At 66.3% G+C, this 17,517-nt stretch carries 17 protein-coding genes and 1 riboswitch; of the genes, 5 read left to right on the top strand and 12 right to left on the bottom strand.

Annotated elements, in window-relative coordinates; all coding sequences use genetic code 11:
- Nucleotides 1-3: 3 nt before the first annotated feature.
- Nucleotides 4-1,056, bottom strand: coding sequence for a CDP-6-deoxy-delta-3,4-glucoseen reductase (locus C380_RS18485; RefSeq protein ID WP_015015363.1), 1,053 nt, complete (start codon nt 1,054-1,056; stop codon nt 4-6).
- Nucleotides 1,057-1,104: 48 nt separating this feature from the next.
- Between C380_RS18485 and C380_RS18480 the strand changes: the two genes are divergently transcribed.
- The gene (locus C380_RS18480; RefSeq protein WP_015015362.1) at nt 1,105-2,049 is read left to right on the top strand and encodes an NAD-dependent epimerase/dehydratase family protein; all 945 of its coding nucleotides are present in this window, start codon (nt 1,105-1,107) and stop codon (nt 2,047-2,049) included.
- A 54-nt stretch (nt 2,050-2,103) separates the two neighbouring features.
- Here the strand turns inward: C380_RS18480 and C380_RS18475 are convergent, their stop codons facing one another.
- From C380_RS18475 to C380_RS18455, 5 genes are all read right to left on the bottom strand, one after another.
- Entirely contained in the window at nt 2,104-2,766 is a 663-nt protein-coding gene (locus C380_RS18475) for a DUF4124 domain-containing protein (RefSeq protein ID WP_015015361.1), read from the bottom strand.
- 44 nt (nt 2,767-2,810) lie between these two features.
- Nucleotides 2,811-3,356 carry a hypothetical protein gene (locus tag C380_RS18470; RefSeq protein WP_015015360.1) on the bottom strand — a complete coding sequence of 182 codons (546 nt, stop codon included), beginning with the start codon at nt 3,354-3,356 and terminating at the stop codon, nt 2,811-2,813.
- Nucleotides 3,357-3,695: 339 nt separating this feature from the next.
- On the bottom strand, nt 3,696-4,655 hold the full coding sequence (locus C380_RS18465) for a chemotaxis protein (RefSeq protein WP_015015359.1): 960 nt from the start codon (nt 4,653-4,655) through the stop codon (nt 3,696-3,698).
- Nucleotides 4,656-4,794: 139 nt separating this feature from the next.
- Nucleotides 4,795-5,097 carry an antibiotic biosynthesis monooxygenase gene (locus C380_RS18460; RefSeq protein ID WP_015015358.1) on the bottom strand — a complete coding sequence of 101 codons (303 nt, stop codon included), beginning with the start codon at nt 5,095-5,097 and terminating at the stop codon, nt 4,795-4,797.
- A 125-nt stretch (nt 5,098-5,222) separates the two neighbouring features.
- Nucleotides 5,223-6,125 carry a LysR family transcriptional regulator gene (locus C380_RS18455; RefSeq protein ID WP_015015357.1) on the bottom strand — a complete coding sequence of 301 codons (903 nt, stop codon included), beginning with the start codon at nt 6,123-6,125 and terminating at the stop codon, nt 5,223-5,225.
- Nucleotides 6,126-6,257: 132 nt separating this feature from the next.
- Between C380_RS18455 and C380_RS18450 the strand changes: the two genes are divergently transcribed.
- Complete coding sequence (locus tag C380_RS18450; protein ID WP_015015356.1) at nt 6,258-6,899, top strand: NAD(P)-dependent oxidoreductase; 642 nt, start codon at nt 6,258-6,260, stop codon at nt 6,897-6,899.
- 92 nt (nt 6,900-6,991) lie between these two features.
- Here the strand turns inward: C380_RS18450 and C380_RS18445 are convergent, their stop codons facing one another.
- The 5 genes from C380_RS18445 to C380_RS18425 all read right to left on the bottom strand — a co-directional run bounded on the left by C380_RS18445 (nt 6,992) and on the right by C380_RS18425 (nt 13,054).
- On the bottom strand, nt 6,992-8,272 hold the full coding sequence (locus C380_RS18445; protein WP_015015355.1) for a TRAP transporter large permease subunit: 1,281 nt from the start codon (nt 8,270-8,272) through the stop codon (nt 6,992-6,994).
- Between the two features lie 33 nt (nt 8,273-8,305).
- Entirely contained in the window at nt 8,306-8,875 is a 570-nt protein-coding gene (locus C380_RS18440; protein WP_015015354.1) for a TRAP transporter small permease, read from the bottom strand.
- A 27-nt stretch (nt 8,876-8,902) separates the two neighbouring features.
- Nucleotides 8,903-10,132 carry a fumarylacetoacetate hydrolase family protein gene (locus tag C380_RS18435; RefSeq protein ID WP_015015353.1) on the bottom strand — a complete coding sequence of 410 codons (1,230 nt, stop codon included), beginning with the start codon at nt 10,130-10,132 and terminating at the stop codon, nt 8,903-8,905.
- A 54-nt stretch (nt 10,133-10,186) separates the two neighbouring features.
- Complete coding sequence (locus C380_RS18430; protein ID WP_015015352.1) at nt 10,187-11,968, bottom strand: IlvD/Edd family dehydratase; 1,782 nt, start codon at nt 11,966-11,968, stop codon at nt 10,187-10,189.
- Nucleotides 11,969-12,034: 66 nt separating this feature from the next.
- Complete coding sequence (locus C380_RS18425) at nt 12,035-13,054, bottom strand: TRAP transporter substrate-binding protein (protein ID WP_015015351.1); 1,020 nt, start codon at nt 13,052-13,054, stop codon at nt 12,035-12,037.
- A 155-nt stretch (nt 13,055-13,209) separates the two neighbouring features.
- Here C380_RS18425 and C380_RS18420 point away from each other — a divergent pair, with 155 nt between their 5' ends.
- The 3 genes from C380_RS18420 to C380_RS18410 all read left to right on the top strand — a co-directional run bounded on the left by C380_RS18420 (nt 13,210) and on the right by C380_RS18410 (nt 15,793).
- Complete coding sequence (locus C380_RS18420) at nt 13,210-14,184, top strand: LysR family transcriptional regulator (protein ID WP_015015350.1); 975 nt, start codon at nt 13,210-13,212, stop codon at nt 14,182-14,184.
- Between the two features lie 114 nt (nt 14,185-14,298).
- Nucleotides 14,299-14,784, top strand: coding sequence for a hypothetical protein (locus tag C380_RS18415; protein WP_015015349.1), 486 nt, complete (start codon nt 14,299-14,301; stop codon nt 14,782-14,784).
- A gap of 136 nt (nt 14,785-14,920) precedes the next feature.
- A riboswitch (FMN riboswitch) is annotated at nt 14,921-15,091 on the top strand.
- A 150-nt stretch (nt 15,092-15,241) separates the two neighbouring features.
- Nucleotides 15,242-15,793: a 6,7-dimethyl-8-ribityllumazine synthase gene (locus C380_RS18410; protein WP_043565627.1), complete on the top strand. Its 552-nt coding sequence runs from the start codon at nt 15,242-15,244 to the stop codon at nt 15,791-15,793.
- Nucleotides 15,794-15,882: 89 nt separating this feature from the next.
- Here C380_RS18410 and C380_RS18405 read toward each other — a convergent pair whose 3' ends face one another.
- A complete protein-coding gene (locus tag C380_RS18405; protein ID WP_015015347.1) occupies nt 15,883-17,484 on the bottom strand; it encodes a methyl-accepting chemotaxis protein in 1,602 nt (533 codons plus the stop codon).
- Between the last annotated feature and the right edge of the window lie 33 nt (nt 17,485-17,517).

Here is a 17,517-nt window from a genome sequence, read left to right as displayed (position 1 = left end):
AGGTCAGCCGCCGTGCTTGTCGGCTTCTGAGGTGAAGGCGTCGGCAAAGAACTCCTCGGGCGGCAGGCCGCGTTGGGCGCTGTAGGCATCGCGGGCGGATTCGACCACGATGGGGGCGCCGCAGGCATAGACCTGGTGGCCCGAGAGGTCTGCAAAATCATCCAGCACCGCCTGGTGCACAAAGCCGGTGCGGCCCGTCCAGCCGTCCTCGGGCAGCGCATTGGAAATGACCGGAACGTAGCGCAGCCACGGTAGCTCTGCCACGCGGGCCTGCACCCAGTCTGCCAGATACAGGTCGCCCGGGCGACGGCCGCCCCAGTACAACACGGTGGGGCGGCTGATGCCCTTGAACTGCAGGTGCTCGATCAGTGCCTTGATGGGGGCAAAGCCGGTGCCGGATGCCAGCAGCACGATGGGCTTGTCTGAGTCTTCGCGCAGGAAGAAGCTGCCGAACGGGCCCTCGACACGCAGGATTTCCTTCTCTTTCATCGCGCCGAACACATGGTCGGTGAACTTGCCGCCCGGCATGTGGCGGATGTGTAGTTCCACGCCCGGCGCCTCGGCCTGGGTGTGCGGCGCGTTGGCCATCGAGTAGGCCCTGCGCGCACCGTCGCGCAGGATGAATTCAATGTACTGGCCCGCGTGGTAGCGGAAGGTGTCTGCCGCAGGCAACTGCAGGCGCACCTGCATCACGTCGTGCGACTTCTTTTCGAGCGAGGCCACGCGCACGGGCATCTTTTTGATGGGGTAGGCACTTTCGTCGGTGACCTGGCGTGATTCGAGCACCACGTCGGACAGCGGCTGCGCGCAGCAGGTCAGCACCAGGCCTGCGGCTTCTTCGTCGGCCGAGAGGGCCTTGGACTGGTGGGCGCCGTGCTGCACGGTGCCGCTGATTTTTTTGCATTTGCACGAGCCGCAGGCGCCGTCCTTGCAGCCATAAGGCAGGCCCACGCCGCTGCGGATGGCGGCGGCCAGGATGGCTTCGCCCGCATTGGCACTGAAAGCGCGGCCGCTGGGCTGCACGGTGATCTGGAAAACGGACTCAGCACTGGTCATGGAGTGGGTATCCTCGGGGGCTCTTGTAGTCAACGGACGGTCCCGATTTTGCCTTCAAACCAAAACCCCCTCGGCGCCCTGCCAGCCCGCTTTCGCCGCGAACGCCTGCTGATCGTGGGCTGTGGTGATGTAGGTCAACGGGTGCTGCGCAATTTGCAGACGGGCCCTGGGGCTGGCCGCATGCAGGTGCTGGCGCTGACCTCCAGCGCAGGGCGGGTGGCGGGGCTGCGTGCGCAGGGCGCCCGCCCGCTGGTGGGCAACTTAGATGATGCGGGGACGTTGCGCAGGCTGTCTGGCCTGGCCACGCGCGTGCTGCATCTGGCGCCACCGCCGGGCGAGGGCGCAGGGGGTGATGCCTGGTGGCGCGACCCGCGCACCGTGGCGCTGACCCGGGCGCTGCGGCTGCGCAGCCTGCCCGTGTCACTGGCGTATGCGTCCACCAGCGGCGTATATGGCGACTGCCAGGGCGCCCTGGTGCCGGAGACGCGGACCGTGGCCCCTGGCACACCGCGCGCCCAGCGCCGAGTGAATGCCGAGCGCGCCGTGCGCCACCTGGGCCGTGCCGGCGTGCGGGCCACGCTGCTGCGCATTCCGGGCATCTATGCGCCTGACCGGGAGGGGGGCACTCCGGAGGCGCGTCTGCGCCGGGGCACGCCCGTGCTGGTGGCCGAGGACGATGTGTTCACCAACCACATCCACGCCGATGATCTGGCCCGCGCCTGCATGGCGGCGGTGTGGAAGGGACGACCGCAGCGCGCCTACAACGTGAGTGATTCCACCCACATGAAGATGGGCGACTACTTTGACCTGGCAGCGGACCTGTATGGTCTGCCGCGCCCCCCGCGTGTGCCACGCAGCACGGCGCAGGAGCAGCTGTCGCTGATGCTGTTGAGCTTCATGAGCGAATCGCGCCGGCTGGACAACCAGCGCATGCTGCGCGAGTTGGGGCTGCGGTTGCGTTACCCCAGCGTGGCCGAAGGGCTGCGGGCCTGAGAAGCCGCGCAAGAGCCTTGAAGGTTGCTCAATCCACCTTCAACGGGCGCCCAATCAGCGGGGGTAGCTGTTGCCCTGCGCGTCGTAGCAGCGGAACACGTTGCACTGCGTGAATTTTTTTGGGGCTGGTGTGGGCGGCGGTGGCTGCACGGGCGCAGGCCGCACCGGGTAGTACGGTGGGGGAACGACCACCACGGGTGCCGTGGTGTTGGACCGGGGACGGGATTTCTCCACCTCTGCATAGCCCTGGGGGCCCAGGCAGTCCAGGTCGACCTGTCGTTGCGCCGCCTCCACCCGCAGGTTTTGTTCGTAGCCGCCACCCGTGGCGCTGCTCAGCACCACATCCAGGTTCCGCCGCGAGCGAGCGCACTCCGGAGAGCGCGCATAGTCGATCGTCTTGGCCGGGGCCACGTTGTCACGCGGTGCGTTGCGCCGGGACTCGGCCTCTGCAGCCGTTGCTTCAGCCTGCAGTCGCTGCTGTTTGCGGGCCAGCGCTTCGGCAGCTTCTTCGCGCTCCTGCTGGATCTCTTGTGGGGTTTTGCGGGCCTCCACCTCGCGCTCGGTGGCGCCGCTGGCGCACTTGCCGTCGGTGTAGGTGACCTTGCCCGTGGCGGCATCGGTGCAGCGTATCACTTGCGCCTGGGTTCCCAAGGGAGCCCAAGCACCCAGGAAGACCACGCACAGACCGGTGATGAGGATGTGTTTGCGTGGCTTCATGGTGATGAAAAAGTGACTGGGACAGCGGGGTCAGCGAGAGGCCATCAAGGCTTTTCCTGGCTGTTGGACTGCTGGCGCGAGCGCCAGTCGTACGGGCTCGGGGTATAGCTGTCAGGCGCCAGACGACCGGGGCGGTTCTCGCGGTTACGGCGGTCTTCGGCGGCGCGGCGGTCCCGTTCGGCCTGCTCGCGGCGGGCCTGATCTTGCTCACGGGCGCGGCGGTCGGCTTCCCGCGCTTGCTGGTCGCGCCGCTCACGTTCGCGGGCGGCCCGGTCGCGTTCGGCGCGGTCGCGCTCACGCTCCCTTTCACGCCAGTCACCGCGGTTGCGGTCGTTGTCCCAGCGGTTGTCGTCGCGGTCACGTCCGCCGTAGTACACGGCGGGCGGTGGGGCCGAATAGATCACGCCGGGCGCGCGGTACACGGGCGGGGCCTGGTACACCGGCTGCGGCGCGCTGTAGATGTAGCCGGGCTGTTCGTACACGGGGTAGCGTGGAGCGTCGTAGTACGGGTCGCCGGGCACGGTGGCGCACCCTGTCACCAGGGCCCCCAGAACCGTGGCCGAAAGGATGCGTGTGATGGTGTAGGTCATGGTATTCAGACTCCGGCCGGAATGGCGCGTTCCGCCCCGTCCGTAAAGCCCATGAAAAGCGCTCCGGTGGAGCGTTACAAATTTCAGGAGCCTGGCACAGGGGTGCCAATCACTTTAGCGCGTGGGGCGGGCTTTTGGTTGACCCGGCATCCGCACAGGTGCCAAGCAAGGCGGTAACAACCCGTGAGGACAAGCGCCGACCTTGGGTTGATGTCAGCAAGAATGATAGCTGCCGAGCCATATGCAATTGGCGCTACAAGCTGTTTTGGCGCGGTGTAGCATCCGTCAAAACACCAACGGCCCCGCAGGGCCGTCGTGATCAGGAAATGGAGCGCCGGTTTACTTGGGCAGCACGCGGCGGATGGTCTCCGCCAGGTCTTCGGCCACAAACTTGGCCACATAACCGTCAGCCCCGACGCTGCGCACATGGTCTTCGTTGGCCGAGCCCGACAGCGAGGAGTGGATGACCACCGGTAGCCCGTGAAAACGGGCGTCCTGCTTGATGTTGCGCGTCAGCGTGAAGCCGTCCATCTCGGGCATTTCCAGGTCGGTCAGCACCATGGCCACGCGGTCCAGCACGGTTTTGCCTTCGGCCTCGGCGCTCTTGGCGATGGCATTGAGCCGGTCCCAGGCCTCCTTGCCGGACTTGACCATTTCGTAGGGTGCGTTGAGCACCTTGAGTTCTTGCTCGATGAGCGAGCGGGCGACGAACGAGTCGTCAGCTGCCAGGATGATGCAGCCGGGCTTGAGTTTGAGCTTGGCGCCCACCTTTTCCTCGGTGACCTCATGACCGTCAGAAGGCGAGATCATTTGCAGGATCGCCTCCACGTCCAGCACCTGGGCCAGGCGGGACTCGTCGGTGTTGCCATCCAGGCGGGCAATGCTGGTCACCAGCTTGCCGGCTGCGCCGCTGGTCTCTGCCGACAGCACCTGCTTCCAGTCCAGGCGCACGATGTCTTCCACCGACTCGACCGCAAACGCTTGGGTGGTGCGCGCGTATTCGGTCACCAGCATGATATTCAGGCCCGTCTGGGGCTTGCAGCCGACGATGGAGGGCAGGTCCAGCACCGGAATCACCTGTCCGCGCAGGTTGACCACCCCCAGCGAATGGGCCGTGGTGCCAGCGATCGGCGTGATGCTGGGCATGGCCACGATCTCGCGGATCTTGAAGACGTTGATGCCGAACAGCTCGGACTTGCCCAAGGCGCTATCGATGCCCAGGCGGAACAGCAACAGCTCGAACTTGTTGGTGCTGGTGAGGTTGGTCCGCTCGTCGATGTCCTGCTGGATGGCTTTCATGTTGGATCCTTCGCGCGGTAATGAAGATACGAAGATACGCGCTTTTACAAATTCTAGGACCCAAACGGCATGCGCAGTGCGCTAAATCTTCAGGCAATACCCGAATAGTGCGCTGCAGCATCCGTGCGTGGCGGCGCCGTCACACCCTGTCCGGCGTGACGGGCTCAAAGTGCACAACCGTGGGAAACGGATCGTAAAAATGGTGCAGCAGCCGCTTCCATTCCTGGTACTGGGCGGACTGGCGGAACCCCACCTCGTGGTCGGTCAGGGTGGCCCAGCGCACCAGCAGCACATAGTCCTGCGGTCGCTCCATGCAATGGCCCAGCTCATGGGACAAATAGCCGGGCATGGACGCAATGATGCGCTGCGCCTGGGCAAAAGCCTGCTCAAACGCGCTGTTCTGACCGGTGCGGACAGTGAGGTGGGCAACTTCAAGAATCATGGATGTCTCCGCAACGGTCTGGTCAAGATATCAGCCACTGTGCAAGGTCTGCCGCAGGGGCGTGGCGTTGCCGTGGGGCTTCCGCGCAGTAGTGGGCTGGCAGGGTTTCACAGTATCGCCGGGCCTCAGTCCGAAATGCCCGGCACCTGCTTCAGGTAGGCGTGCAGCGCTGCAATCGCCTGGCGCACCTTTGCGGGCTGGGCATCGCGCTGGGGCGTGACGGCCCAGATATCCAGCGTGCCAAATGACCACTCCGGCAGCAGCCGCACCAGCCGGCCGACTTGCAGTGCTTCATGCGAATCCATGCTGCCCACCAGCGCCAGCCCCAGTCCGGCCTCGCACATCTGCTGGATCGAGAGCTGGTTGTTGCTGGCAATGCGCGGCTCCACCCGCAGCGCGCGGGGCTCGCCGGTGGGGCTGCGCAGGTCGATGAGCAGCCCACCCCCCTCCCTCGCAAAGCCCAGCCAGCTGTGGGACAGCAGCGCGTCCGGGTGCTGTGGCATGCCATGTGCGGCCACCCATTCGGGCGACGCGCACAGATACCAACTCATGCCCCCCAGGCGCCGTGCGGCCCAGGTCGAATCCGCCAGGCGCCCGTAGCGCACCGCCAGATCGATGCGGGCGTTGATGAGGTCGATGGTGGAGTCGTCCACCAGCAGCCGCAGGCGCAGCGCCGGGTGCGCGGCCAGCAGTTCTCCCAGGGCGGGCGCAATGTGCCGCGCAAAACCTACGGTGGCTGACATCCGCAACTCGCCACTGGGCGCATCGCGCGAGGCCGCCAGCTCGGCCCGCGCCTGCTCCGCCGCCGCCCACATGGCAGCGCAGCGCGCGTGGTACCGCTGGCCTGCCTCGGTCAGCGCCAGCTTGCGTGTGGAGCGGTGCAGCAGCGTCACGCCGCCGTCGCTTTCGAGCTTGCGCACCTGCTGGCTCACCGCCGAGGTGCTCATGCCCAGGGCGCGCGCGGCGCCGCTCATCGAGCCGTGTTGCACCACAGCGGCAAACACGGCCATGCGTTTGAGGTCTTCCATCAGGGGCGGCGGGGGTGTGTGGAGTTGATTGTGAAGCAGGGCTTCAAAGAAAAGGCTGTTTTAGCCCTCTACCGCGTGCTTTGACAAGTTTCTATTCTCACTGCATCGCAACTTTGACCCCAAGGACACCGTATGAACATCGCCCTGATTGGTGCCACCGGCTTTGTCGGCTCGGCCGTGCTGAACGAACTGCTGCAACGCGTTCACCGCGTGACCGTGCTGGCCCGCAACCCGGCCAAGCTCACCCCCCGCGAAGGCCTGACCGTGGTCGCCGCCGACGCGCAGGACGCTGCCCAGGTGGCCAAGGCGGTCGCTGGCCACGACGCCGTGGTCAGCGCCTACAACCCTGGCTGGACGGTGCCAGACATCCACGACCAGTTCCTCAAGGGCACGCGCGCCATCATCGACGGCACCAAGGCCGCCGGTGTGCGCCGACTGCTGGTGGTGGGCGGCGCAGGCAGCCTGTTTGTGGCGCCTGGCGTGCAGCTGGTGGATACGCCCCAGTTCCCTGCTGAATGGAAGCAGGGTGCCCTGGCCGCCCGCGAGGCGCTGAACTGGATCCGCACCGAAAACACGCTGGACTGGACCTTCCTCTCGCCCCCCATCCTGCTGCAACCTGGCGAGCGCACCGGCCAGTACCGACTGGGCGACGAGGCCCCGCTGATGAATGGTGACCAGCCCGGTAGCATCAGCGTGGCTGACCTGGCGGTGGCAATGGCCGACGAGCTGGAAACGCCGCGCCATGTGCAAAAGCGGTTCACGGTGGCGAACTGAATGGTGCCCGGGAGTGATTAACTCCTGATTTGATAGCTGCAAGCGAAATATCCACTAGCGCTTGCGGCATTTTTTGCTTCAAACCTGTAGATTCATCCCGTAAACCACCGCATCGGCACCAGCACCAGCGACGGAAACAGCACCATCAAGAACATCACCGCGAACTGCGCCACCATGAACGGAATCACGCCCCGCGTCACGTCATCCATGCGCATCTTGCCCACTCCGGCCACCACGTTCAGCACCGTGCCCACGGGCGGGGTGATGAGCCCGATGGCGTTGTTGATGATGAACAGCACGCCGAAGTAGACCGGGTCGATGCCCGCAGCCTTCACCACCGGCATCAGCACGGGCGTCAGGATGAGGATGGTGGGTGTCATGTCCATGGCGGTGCCCACGGCCATCACCAGCACCATGATGGCGATGAGCAGCAGCGTGGGGTGCTCCATCAGCGGCTTGAGCAGGCCCACCAGCTGGCGCGGGATGTCGGCCACGGTGATGAGCCAGGCGCTGACCATGGCGGCCGCCACCAGGAACATGATCACCGCCGTAGTTTTGGCGGCGCTGGTGAACACCTCGGTCAGCTGGCGCCAGTGCAGCTCGCGGTACACCACCGTTGCCACAAACAGGGCGTAAACCGCAGCCACCGCCGCCGCCTCTGTGGGCGTGAACACGCCCATCTTCAAGCCCACAATCACGATGACGGGCAGGAACAACGCCCAGGTCGATTCCTTGAGCGCCTGCAGCTTCTCGGCCGTGGAGGCCTTGGGCGGCGGCGTGACGTTTTCGCGCTGCGACACCCAGTACCAGGTGACCGCAATCGCGAGGCCCATCAGCAGGCCCGGGACGATGCCCGCCAGGAACAGCTTGCTGATCGACACATTGGCTGCCACGCCAAACACCACGAAGCCGATGGAAGGCGGAATGACCGGCGCAATGATGCCGGCCGAGGCAATCAGCCCGCCCGCGCGCGCCTTGTCGTGCCCCGCCTTCACCATCATGGGCAGCAGCAGGGCTGCCAGTGCTGCCGTGTCGGCCACGGCCGAACCCGACAGCGCCGCCAGCATGCAGGCGGCCAGGATAGCCACAAAGCCCAGCCCGCCGCGCTTGTGCCCGACCAGCGTGAGCGCGAGCTTGACGATGCGCTGCGACAGCCCACCCACGTTCATGATTTCGCCCGCCAGCATGAAGAAGGGCACCGCCAGCAGCGGAAAGCTGTCGGCGCCGTTGATCACGTTCTGCGCCAGGATCTGTGCGTCAAACAGGTCCAGGTGCCACATGAGGGCGACGCCGGACACCAGCAGCGCGTAGGCAATCGGCACGCCAATGGCCATGGCGGCCAGCAGGGAGCCGAGGAAGATAAAAACGGTCATGGAAGAGCGCTCCAGGTCATTGCGGTGTGGGGCTCACTGGCGCGAGGCCGTGGGCGCGGGGGCTGCGTGTGGCAGCTGGCTGCCCACGGCGGCCAGTTCTTCGGACTCGGTGATCTGCACCAGTTCGCTGTCCGGCATCTGCCCCGACACAATGCGCCACAGGTCCAGCGCCAGCAGCAGGCCCGCCGCCACGGCAAACACCACGCCCGACGCATAGAAGATGGCCATGGACGCACCCGTGACCGGTGCATCCACATCCCAGTTGATGCGCGCCTGCGCCAGTGCGCCGCTGAACAGCAGCCAGGTGCACCAGATCATCAGCGCGTAGCTCAGGGCCAGGCAAATGCGCTGGCCCAGCGGCGGCAAGCGCGCCAGCAGAAAATCCGTGCCCAGGTGGCCCCGCTCGTGCACCGCCACGATGGCGCCCAGAAAGGTGATCCACACAAACAGCCAGCGCGAGACCTCCTCGCTGATGGCAATGCCGGAGTTGAACGCATAGCGCAGCACGACATTGCCGAACACCATGGCCACCATCACGGCCAGCGCCAGGGCGATGAGCAGGTTGATCCAGCGGCAGCATCGGTCGATGAAGGCATTCAGCATGGGTGTCTCCTGTTTTCCTTTTGCGCCTCAGAGCGCCGTGCCCTGCAGCAGCCCGCGCTGCGCCAGATTGGCCATGAAGGCGCGCAGGCCAAAGCGCCAGGGCGGCGCGGCCTCGCTGTGTGCCACGCGGTTGTGCAGGCCGCCCAGCCACGCGCTCTGGATGGACACCAGGTCGCCCAGGTGGTGGGTGAAGCCGCCACCCGGCTGGTCGCGGTCTTCGATGGGGGCGAACAGCGTGCCCATGAACAGCATGAACCCGTCCGGGTACTGGTGCGCGGCCAGCGTCTGCGCCACCAGATCGGTAGGGTCGCGGCTGATGCTGGCCATGGTGTTGATGCCGCGCAGCTCAAAGCCGTCCGCGCCCTCCACGCGCAGGTGTACCGTCTCCTTGCGCACCTGTTCCAGCCCGAAGCTTGCGTCGAACAAGCGGATGAACGGGCCCAGCGCGCACGATGCGTTGTTGTCCTTGGCCTTGCCCAGCAGCAGGGCGCTGCGGCCCTCGATGTCGCGCAGGTTCACGTCGTTGCCCAGCGTGGCGCCCACGATCTGGCCCCGGCTGTTCACCGCCAGCACCACCTCGGGCTCGGGGTTGTTCCAGGCCGAATCGGAGCGGATGCCGATGTCATCGCCACAGCCCACCGACGCCAGCACCGGCGCCTTGGTGAACACCTCGGCGTCGGGGCCGATGCCCACCTCCAGGTACTGCGACCACAGGCCTTTGTCCTGCAGCAGCGCCTTCAGTCGCATCGCCTCGGGCGAGCCGGGGCGGATGTCCGCCAGGTTCTGGTCGATGAGGCCGATGACCTGGCTGCGCAGGCCCTGCGCGCGGGTGGCGTCGCCGCGCGCCTGCTCTTCGATCACGCGCTCAATGAGGCTGGCCGCAAAGGTCACGCCCGCAGCCTTCACCACCTGCAAATCGCACGGGGCCAGCAGCCAGGGACGGGTAGTGTCGCGCGCGCCGGGTTGGCTGTTGGCCAGCAGGTCTTCCACGCTGCACAGGTACTGGCCCGTGGCGGTGCGCGCAGCCTCGGCAGGTGCCAGGGTGTCCAGCAGCGTGCTCATGGTGGGGTAGTGCGCGCTGAGGTCAAAAACACCTTCGGGCCGCAGTGCCACAACCGCGGGGCCAGAAACGGCGCCACTGGGCGCCCACACGCGGCCGACCAGTGTGCCTTGCAGGCCATCGTCGGGGAGCACTTGCAACGCGGCTTGGGGCGCACGGGCCCGTTCGGCAACTGCCGCTGCCGTCATGTTATTCATGGAGAGTCCTTTTGAAAAGAACCGGGTGAGCGCGAGTGCCTCACCTGGTCGTTGTCAGTGGTTGTGGCGTGGCGTCTTTTCGGCAATGCGCTGAAACTCCAGCGCAAAGTCCAGCGTCGCGCCATCGGCCAGTTGCCCCGTTTTCTCGCGGTACAGCGCTTCCCACGGCGATTGGCTCGCGGGGACGGGTGGGGCGGGCAGGTCACGCTTTCGGCGCGCTATCTCTTCGGAGGCGACCAGCGCATCGCAGCGGCCGGTGTTCAGGTCGATGCGGATCGTGTCGCCGCTTTGCAGCCAACTCAGCCCTCCGCCCACGGCGCTTTCGGGCGATGCGTTGAGGATGGACGGGCTGTCCGCCGTGCCCGACTGGCGCCCGTCGCCCAGTGTGGGCAACGTGTTGACGCCGCGCCGGATCAGCGCGTCGGGTGGCTGCATGTTCACCACCTCGGCCGAGCCCGGCCAGCCGATCGGGCCCGCGCCGCGCATGACCAGGATGCAACCTTCGTCGATGTCGAGCGCCGGGTCGTTGATGCGCGCGTGGTAGTCGTCCGCGCCCTCGAACACCACGGCGCGGGCTTCAAAGATGCCCTCTTGACCCGGGCGGCTGAGGTAGCGCTGGCGGAAGGCTTCGGAGATCACCGAGGTCTTCATGATGCCGAAATCGAAAAGGTTGCCGCTGAGCACCATGAAGCCGGCCTTTTCCATCAGCGGCTGATGGAACGGGCGGATCACCTCGCGGTCATGGGTCTCGCGGCCCTGCAGGTTCTCGCCGATGGTCTTGCCCGTCACGCTGGCGCAGTCGGCATGCAGTTTGCCCGCCTGCTGCAGCTCCCACATCAGCGCGGGCACACCGCCAGCGCGGAAGAAGCGCTCGCCCAGAAATTGGCCCGCAGGCTGCATGTTCAGCAGCAGGGGCAAGTCGTAGGCGTGGTCGGTCCAGTCCTGTGCATCGAGCTGCACGCCCGCGTGGCGCGCCATGGCCATGATGTGCACCTGCGCGTTGCTGCTGCCGCCCGCCACGCTCACTACCGACAGCGCGTTCAGAAAGCTTTCGCGCGTCAGGATGCGCGAGGGGCGCAGGTCCTCGTACGCCATCTCCACAATGCGCCGCCCGGTTTCGTACGCCATCTGCCCGCGCTCGCGGTACGGTGCCGGGATGGCCGCACAGCCGGGCAATGACAAGCCCAGCGCCTCGGCCACCGCGTTCATGGTCGAGGCCGTGCCCATGGTGTTGCAGTGCCCGGCGGAGGGCGCGCTGTTGCAGGCGCGCTGCAAGAATTCTTCCTCGTCGATTTCGCCCGCCGCGAGCTGGCGGCGGCTGCGCCAGATCACGGTGCCCGAGCCCACCAGCTGACCCTCGTGCCAGCCGTCCAGCATCGGCCCGCCCGAGAGCACGATGGCCGGGATGTCCACGGTGGACGCCGCCATGACGCCCGCGGGCGTGGTCTTGTCGCAGCCCGTGGTCAGCACCACCGCATCGATGGGGTAGCCGTACAGGATCTCCACCAGGCCCAGGTAGGCCAGGTTGCGGTCCAGTGCGGCCGTGGGGCGGCGGCAGTTTTCAAAGATGGGATGGACTGGGAACTCCATCGGGATGCCGCCCGCATCGCGGATGCCGTCGCGCACGCGGCGCGCCAGGTCCAGGTGGATGCGGTTGCAGGGCGACAGGTCGCTGCCCGTCTGCGCAATGCCGATGATGGGGCGGCCCGAGCGCAGTTCTTCGGGCGTGAGCCCGTAGTTCATGAACCGCTCCAGATACAGCGCGGTCATGTCCGAGCGCTCGGGCGCGGCAAACCATTCGCGGGAGCGGAAGGGGCGGCGGGGTATTTTTGTCATGGGGTCGGGGCGTCGCAAAAGAGGGGCTGGGCGCAGCCGGACGCTGCGCCCCGGGAAGCGTGCAAATTACTTGCCGCCCCGCGCCTTGGCCAGTTCGCCCATCAGCTCGCTGGTGGTCTCTTCGCCAAACTCCTTGCCGTACTTGGCCAGCACGGGCTGCAGCTTGGTGCGCAGCTTGGCCTGTTCGGCGGCGGGCAGCTCGGTGATCTGCATCCCGGCCTTCTTCAGCTCACCCAGTGCGGTTTCGCTGAAGGCGCGGATGGTCTTGCGCTCGAACACCGTGGCCTCGCGCGCGGCCTCCTGCACGATCTTCTTCTCGTCGGCCGAGAGGCCGTCCCAGGTTTTCTTGGAGATGAGCAGCACCCAGGCGCTGTACATGTGGCGCGACAGCACCAGGTGCTTTTGCACCTCATAGAACTTGCTGGCCAGGATGGTGGCGGGCGGGTTCTCCTGGCCGTCCACGGCCTTTTGCTCCATGGCGGTGTACAGCTCGGTGAACGGCATGGGCGTGGCGTTGGTGCCCAGGGCATTGAAGGTGTCGAGGAACAAGGGGCTCTGGATCACGCGCAGTTTCAGGCCCGCCAGGTCGTCGGCCGTGTTGATGGCCCGGCGCGAGTTGGTCACGTGGCGAAAGCCGTTCTCCCAGAAGCCCAGGCCGATCAGGCCCTTGTCGGGCAGCATGGCCAGCAGTTTCTGGCCGAAGGGGCCGTCCAGCACTGCGTCGGCTTCTGCCTCGTTGTTGAAGGTGAGCGGCAGGTTCAGCACGCCAAAGGGCTTGATCAGCGACATCAGCGTGGACGAATCCGGGATCGTCATCTCCAGCGTGCCGCCGCGCAGGGCAGACGTCATGCTCACGTCGTTGCCCAAAGCGCCGCTGGCAAACAGCTTGGCATTCATCTTGCCGCCGCTTTTGGCCTGCAGGCGCTCGGCAAAGTGCCGCACGGCCTGGGCCTGCGGGTGGTCGTCGCTCAGGCCGATGCCGACCTTGAAGGTGTGTTCCTTGACTTGCGCGGCGACGGGTGCGGCGAGGGCCGCCAGCAGCGTGGCGCCGAGTGCCAAGGATTTGGCGAGGGAAGTGAATTGCATGGTGTCTTGTCTCCGTTGGAATGGCTGACCCCGTTGGCGAGGCCTTTGGCGCCTGCGGCTTTTTGGGGCCAGCCGTTATCGACGCAGAGACAAGGTTAGGTTTCGCGCCCCGGCCGGTCCACTGAATGTTTTGCGACAATCCATTCCAAACGCTTATGAGTCCAGACGAATTTCCGGGTAAACCCTTGTCTTTGGCGCAGGCCTGCGCGCGGCTGCGCTTTCGGCATTTGCAGTTTCTGGACATCCTGGGCCGCACGCGCAATCTGCGGCTCACGGCCGAGCAGATGCACGTCACGCAGCCTGCGGCCACCAAGATCCTGATGGACATCGAGGAGATCCTGGAGGCGCGCCTGTTCGACCGCCTCTCGCGCGGCATGCGGCCCAACGAGCTGGGGCTCTTCACGCTGCGCTACGCCAGCGCCGCGCTCGATGGGCAGCGCAAGTTTGTCGACGAGTTCAACGCGCTCAAGCAGGGCGGCCACGGCCATGTGACGGTGGGCGCCATCACCGGGTCGGCTGCGCATGTGCTGGTGGCGTCGGTGGTCGAGATCCAGCGCCTGCGGCCCCTCTTGGTCATCAAGATCCTGGAGCAGAGCAGCGACCAGCTCATCGCCTGGTTGGCCGAACGCAAGATCGATCTGATGATTGGCCGCTTCACCACCGAGGACCAGCGCAGCCAGTTCCACTACGAGCACCTGTCGGCCGAGCCGCTGCATGTGGTGGGCGGACAGCACCACCCGCTGCGCGGCGCCACCGACCTGTCCCTGACCGAGCTGGCGCACTGGCCGTGGATTCTGTACCCCGCCTCCACGGCCGTGCGCAAGGTGTCGGACGACCTGTTTGGCGGCGCGGGCCTGGCGCTCACGGCGGGGGTGGTGGAGACGCCGTCCTTTTTGTTTGCGCTGGAGCTGATGAACACCACGCACATGATGTCGCTGCAGCCTGCCGCGCTGATCCAGAAATACGTGGACCGGGGCCTGCTCTCGCGCATCCCCGTTGAGCTGCCCGACCGCATGCCCAGCTATGGCCTCATCACCCGCCTGGGCGAGCCGCCCACGCCCTCGGCCCAGGCCTTTATCGACGTGCTGCGTGAAACGGCGGGGGTGGCGCCGGACGTTTTGGGCGAGTAACCAAGCCTGCGCCATGCGTGGTCTTTTCGATAACCAATGGTTATTGAAAATCAGGGCCACCGGGCCCTGCCGTTATGCTCTGCGCCCTTTCCCGCAATCCAGGCCTTTTTCTCCATGACCGACGCACACGACACGCCCGACACCATCCAGGAACCCCGCTGCTGGAGCGACGGGCGCTGGACGGCGCAGGTCATCAAGAACGAGGACGACGATGGCTGGGCCGTGGCCATGACCTTGAAGGGCGAGGCCGAGCCCGCACTGGTGGGCCCCTGGACCATGGGCCGCGACAAGAAGAACCCCAAGCCGCTCGATGTGTCGGCCTTCCACACCCTGGTCAAGACCGCGAGCGAGGTGGTGCGCCGCCATGAGCAGCAACTGCACGCGCAGCTGAACAAAAGCGTGCACATCACCACCGCCGACGGCCAGCGCTTGCGCGTGGCGTTGGTCATCGTGCCCGATGAAGAAGGCGCCACAGCCACGCTGAGCGCGCAGGACGAGCTGGGTGAAGAGCTTGCCCGTGCGTCCGCGCCGCCCACCTTCAAGCTCACGCCCGCCAGCGCAGCGGCCTGGGCCGAAGGCGGGTTTCAGCGCGTGCGCTGAGCAGGCATCGGCGTTCTGCACACCCCGAGCCCCAGAAGCCGCCACTGCCAGTGCAGGCAATCGCCTGCGCGACGGCATCGAGCCATCCACCCGCCTAAAATCTCACCCGTCGGCCCCGAATGACCTTCGGGGCCGACAGCGTTCTCAGGGCGGGGCGGAATTCCCCACCGGCGGTATTTGTTGGCTGAAAGGCTGGCAAGAGCCCGCGAGCGCCTGCGGAGCCGTTCTTCGGAACAGGCCTGCAGGGTCAGCAGATCTGGTGCGAAACCAGAGCCGACGGTCACAGTCCGGATGAAAGAGATCGCGAAACCCACAGCACCCGCCATGGGTGGCTGGGCCTTTGGCGTTTGCTTGCGTGCTTTTTGCCCGCTGGTCAGCGCCTGAGGCCTGCGCCGCCCTGTGCAGGTGCAGTGCTCGCGCGCGCCCTGATTCTGGTACGACCTGTTTTGAGGAACCCATGAATCAGTCTTCTGCTACTTCTTCCGTCTCTCCCCTGGCCCCCGTCGCCGCCCACCGTGGCGCCCGCGTGGCCATCATCAGTGCCAGCTGGCACCAGGACATCGTGCACCAGGCCCGCGACGCCGCCCTGGCCGAGTTCGACCGCCACGGCCTGCCGCCCGCGCAGGTGGCGCTGTTCGATGTGCCCGGTGCGTTCGAGATTCCGCTTTTGGCCCGCAAGCTCGCGCGCAGCGGGCGCTACGACGCCATCGTGGCCTGTGCGCTGGTGGTCAACGGCGGCATCTACCGCCACGAGTTTGTCACCACCGCCGTCATCGACGGCCTGATGCGCGTGCAGCTCGACACCGAGGTGCCCGTGATGTCGGCCGTGCTCACGCCGCGCGACTTCCACGACCACGAGGACCATGTGCGCTTCTTCCGCGAGCATTTCGTGAAGAAGGGCACTGAGGTGGCCCAGGCCTGCCTGCAGACCATGGCCTACCTGCGCAAGCTGGCCTCGCCCACGCTGGCGACTGTGCAGCAGGCAACCCCTGCGCTGGCTGAAGCCTGAGAAGGCGCCATTTGCTACTATTTTGGTAGCTACTGGCGCATGATGCACTAGCGCTTCAGGCCGATTGGGCTTGAAATGGCCGCGCCATGTCAGCTTGCGGCCAACCGGGGCTGGCGTTGGCCCGCAGTGGGCATGCGGGAGGCGGTGGACGGGCTCGTCTGCGCATCTGCCAGCCGGAACACTGCCACCGCCTGCACCAGCTGCTGCGCCTGCATCTTCAGGCTGTCGGCAGCTGCTGCGCTTTGTTCGACCAACGCCGCGTTTTGCTGCGTGGCCTGGTCCATCTGCATCACCGCTTCGCCCACCTGGGCCACGCCCGCGCTTTGCTCGCTGCTGGCGGCGCTGATCTCGCCCACGATGTCGGTCACGCGGCGGATGGCGCTCACCACCTCGTTCATCGTCGCGCCGGCCTTGTCCACCAGCGTGGTACCCAGCTCCACACGCTCCACGCTGGCGTGGATCAGGGTCTTGATCTCCTTGGCGGCGTCCGCGCTGCGCTGGGCGAGGTTGCGCACCTCGCTGGCCACCACCGCAAAGCCGCGTCCCTGTTCGCCTGCACGGGCGGCCTCCACGGCGGCGTTCAGCGCGAGGATGTTGGTCTGAAAGGCGATGCCATCGATGACCGAGATGATGTCGGCGATCTTCTTGCTGCTGTCGTTGATGCCCTTCATGGTGGTCACCACCTCGGCCACCACGTCGCCGCCTTGCACGGCCACGGTGCTGGCGCTCACGGCCAGCTGGTTGGCGGTGCGGGCGTTTTCGGCATTGGCCTGCACGGTGGAGCTGAGTTCTTCCATCGATGCCGATGTTTCCTCCAGCGCACTGGCCTGCTGCTCGGTGCGGGCGCTCAGGTCGTTGTTGCCCAGCGCGATCTCGGTGCTGGCAGCGGCCACGCTGTCGGCGTTGTTGCGTACGTTGCTCACCACCTGCGACAGGCTTTTCTGCATGCCGTGCAGCGCGTTCAGCAGCAGGGCGATCTCGTCCTTGCCCTGCACATGGCGCGCCACCGTCAGGTCGCCGCTGGCCACGGCCTGCGACACGCGCACCGCGTTGTCCAGCGGGTTCACCACCGTGCGGCTGAAGGCAATGGCGCCTGCTATGCCCAGCGCGCACACCACCAGCATCACCACCAGGCTGATGGTGGTGGCGCGCTGCGCAGTGGCGGCGGCACGTTCGGCCACGGCGCTGCTGGCCTTTGCGATCAGGTCGCCCGCCTGGTCCAGCAGTTGCGAGGGCTCGCGGTCCATGCCCGCCACGGCCTTGTCGCCCGCCTGTGGGTCGTGGTCGGCGGCCTTGAAGGCTTCCAACCCCTTGCGGTAGGCGGTGCCCATGCGTTCGTGGGCCTGGGCAAACTGCAACACGCGTTCGCGGCCCTCGCCCGGGGGCAGGGCGGCGACGAGCTTTTGCGCCTCGTCCTTGATGGTCTGTTCCCGCTTTTCAAACGCGGCCCAATAGCGCGTGAGCTGGGCCGGGTCCTTGCCGCGCAGCAGCACGTTTTTCCACTCCTGCACCTGCACCTTGAAGTTGTTGAGCATGCCCGCCGCCATGCGCTCATGCTCAAAGCTCTGGGCCACCGTGGTCTGGTAGGTGTCGAGCGCCTGGTTCAGACGGCTGATGCCAAACAGGGCCGCTGCAAACAGCAAGAGCAGCGACACGGTGAAGGCCAGGGGGAGCTTGAGGCTGAGCTTCATGAGGAACTCCTTGAGGGTCCAAGAAACGTAGCG

Origin of the sequence: Acidovorax sp. KKS102, assembly GCF_000302535.1 — a bacterium.
Classification (GTDB): Bacteria; Pseudomonadota; Gammaproteobacteria; order Burkholderiales; family Burkholderiaceae_C; genus Acidovorax.
This window is presented reverse-complemented; position numbering and strand designations above follow the sequence as displayed.

Bases quoted from the DNA above. Each gene is read 5' to 3' on its own strand.
- C380_RS18485 (WP_015015363.1), bottom strand. From the start codon at position 1,056: ATGACCAGTGCTGAGTCCGTTTTCCAGATCACCGTGCAGCCCAGCGGC.
- C380_RS18475 (WP_015015361.1), bottom strand. From the start codon at position 2,766: ATGAAGCCACGCAAACACATCCTCATCACCGGTCTGTGCGTGGTCTTC.
- C380_RS18470 (WP_015015360.1), bottom strand. From the start codon at position 3,356: ATGACCTACACCATCACACGCATCCTTTCGGCCACGGTTCTGGGGGCC.
- C380_RS18465 (WP_015015359.1), bottom strand. From the start codon at position 4,655: ATGAAAGCCATCCAGCAGGACATCGACGAGCGGACCAACCTCACCAGC.
- C380_RS18460 (WP_015015358.1), bottom strand. From the start codon at position 5,097: ATGATTCTTGAAGTTGCCCACCTCACTGTCCGCACCGGTCAGAACAGC.
- C380_RS18455 (WP_015015357.1), bottom strand. From the start codon at position 6,125: ATGGAAGACCTCAAACGCATGGCCGTGTTTGCCGCTGTGGTGCAACAC.
- C380_RS18450 (WP_015015356.1), top strand. From the start codon at position 6,258: ATGAACATCGCCCTGATTGGTGCCACCGGCTTTGTCGGCTCGGCCGTG.
- C380_RS18445 (WP_015015355.1), bottom strand. From the start codon at position 8,272: ATGACCGTTTTTATCTTCCTCGGCTCCCTGCTGGCCGCCATGGCCATT.
- C380_RS18440 (WP_015015354.1), bottom strand. From the start codon at position 8,875: ATGCTGAATGCCTTCATCGACCGATGCTGCCGCTGGATCAACCTGCTC.
- C380_RS18435 (WP_015015353.1), bottom strand. From the start codon at position 10,132: ATGAATAACATGACGGCAGCGGCAGTTGCCGAACGGGCCCGTGCGCCC.
- C380_RS18430 (WP_015015352.1), bottom strand. From the start codon at position 11,968: ATGACAAAAATACCCCGCCGCCCCTTCCGCTCCCGCGAATGGTTTGCC.
- C380_RS18425 (WP_015015351.1), bottom strand. From the start codon at position 13,054: ATGCAATTCACTTCCCTCGCCAAATCCTTGGCACTCGGCGCCACGCTG.
- C380_RS18420 (WP_015015350.1), top strand. From the start codon at position 13,210: ATGAGTCCAGACGAATTTCCGGGTAAACCCTTGTCTTTGGCGCAGGCC.
- C380_RS18415 (WP_015015349.1), top strand. From the start codon at position 14,299: ATGACCGACGCACACGACACGCCCGACACCATCCAGGAACCCCGCTGC.
- C380_RS18410 (WP_043565627.1), top strand. From the start codon at position 15,242: ATGAATCAGTCTTCTGCTACTTCTTCCGTCTCTCCCCTGGCCCCCGTC.
- C380_RS18405 (WP_015015347.1), bottom strand. From the start codon at position 17,484: ATGAAGCTCAGCCTCAAGCTCCCCCTGGCCTTCACCGTGTCGCTGCTC.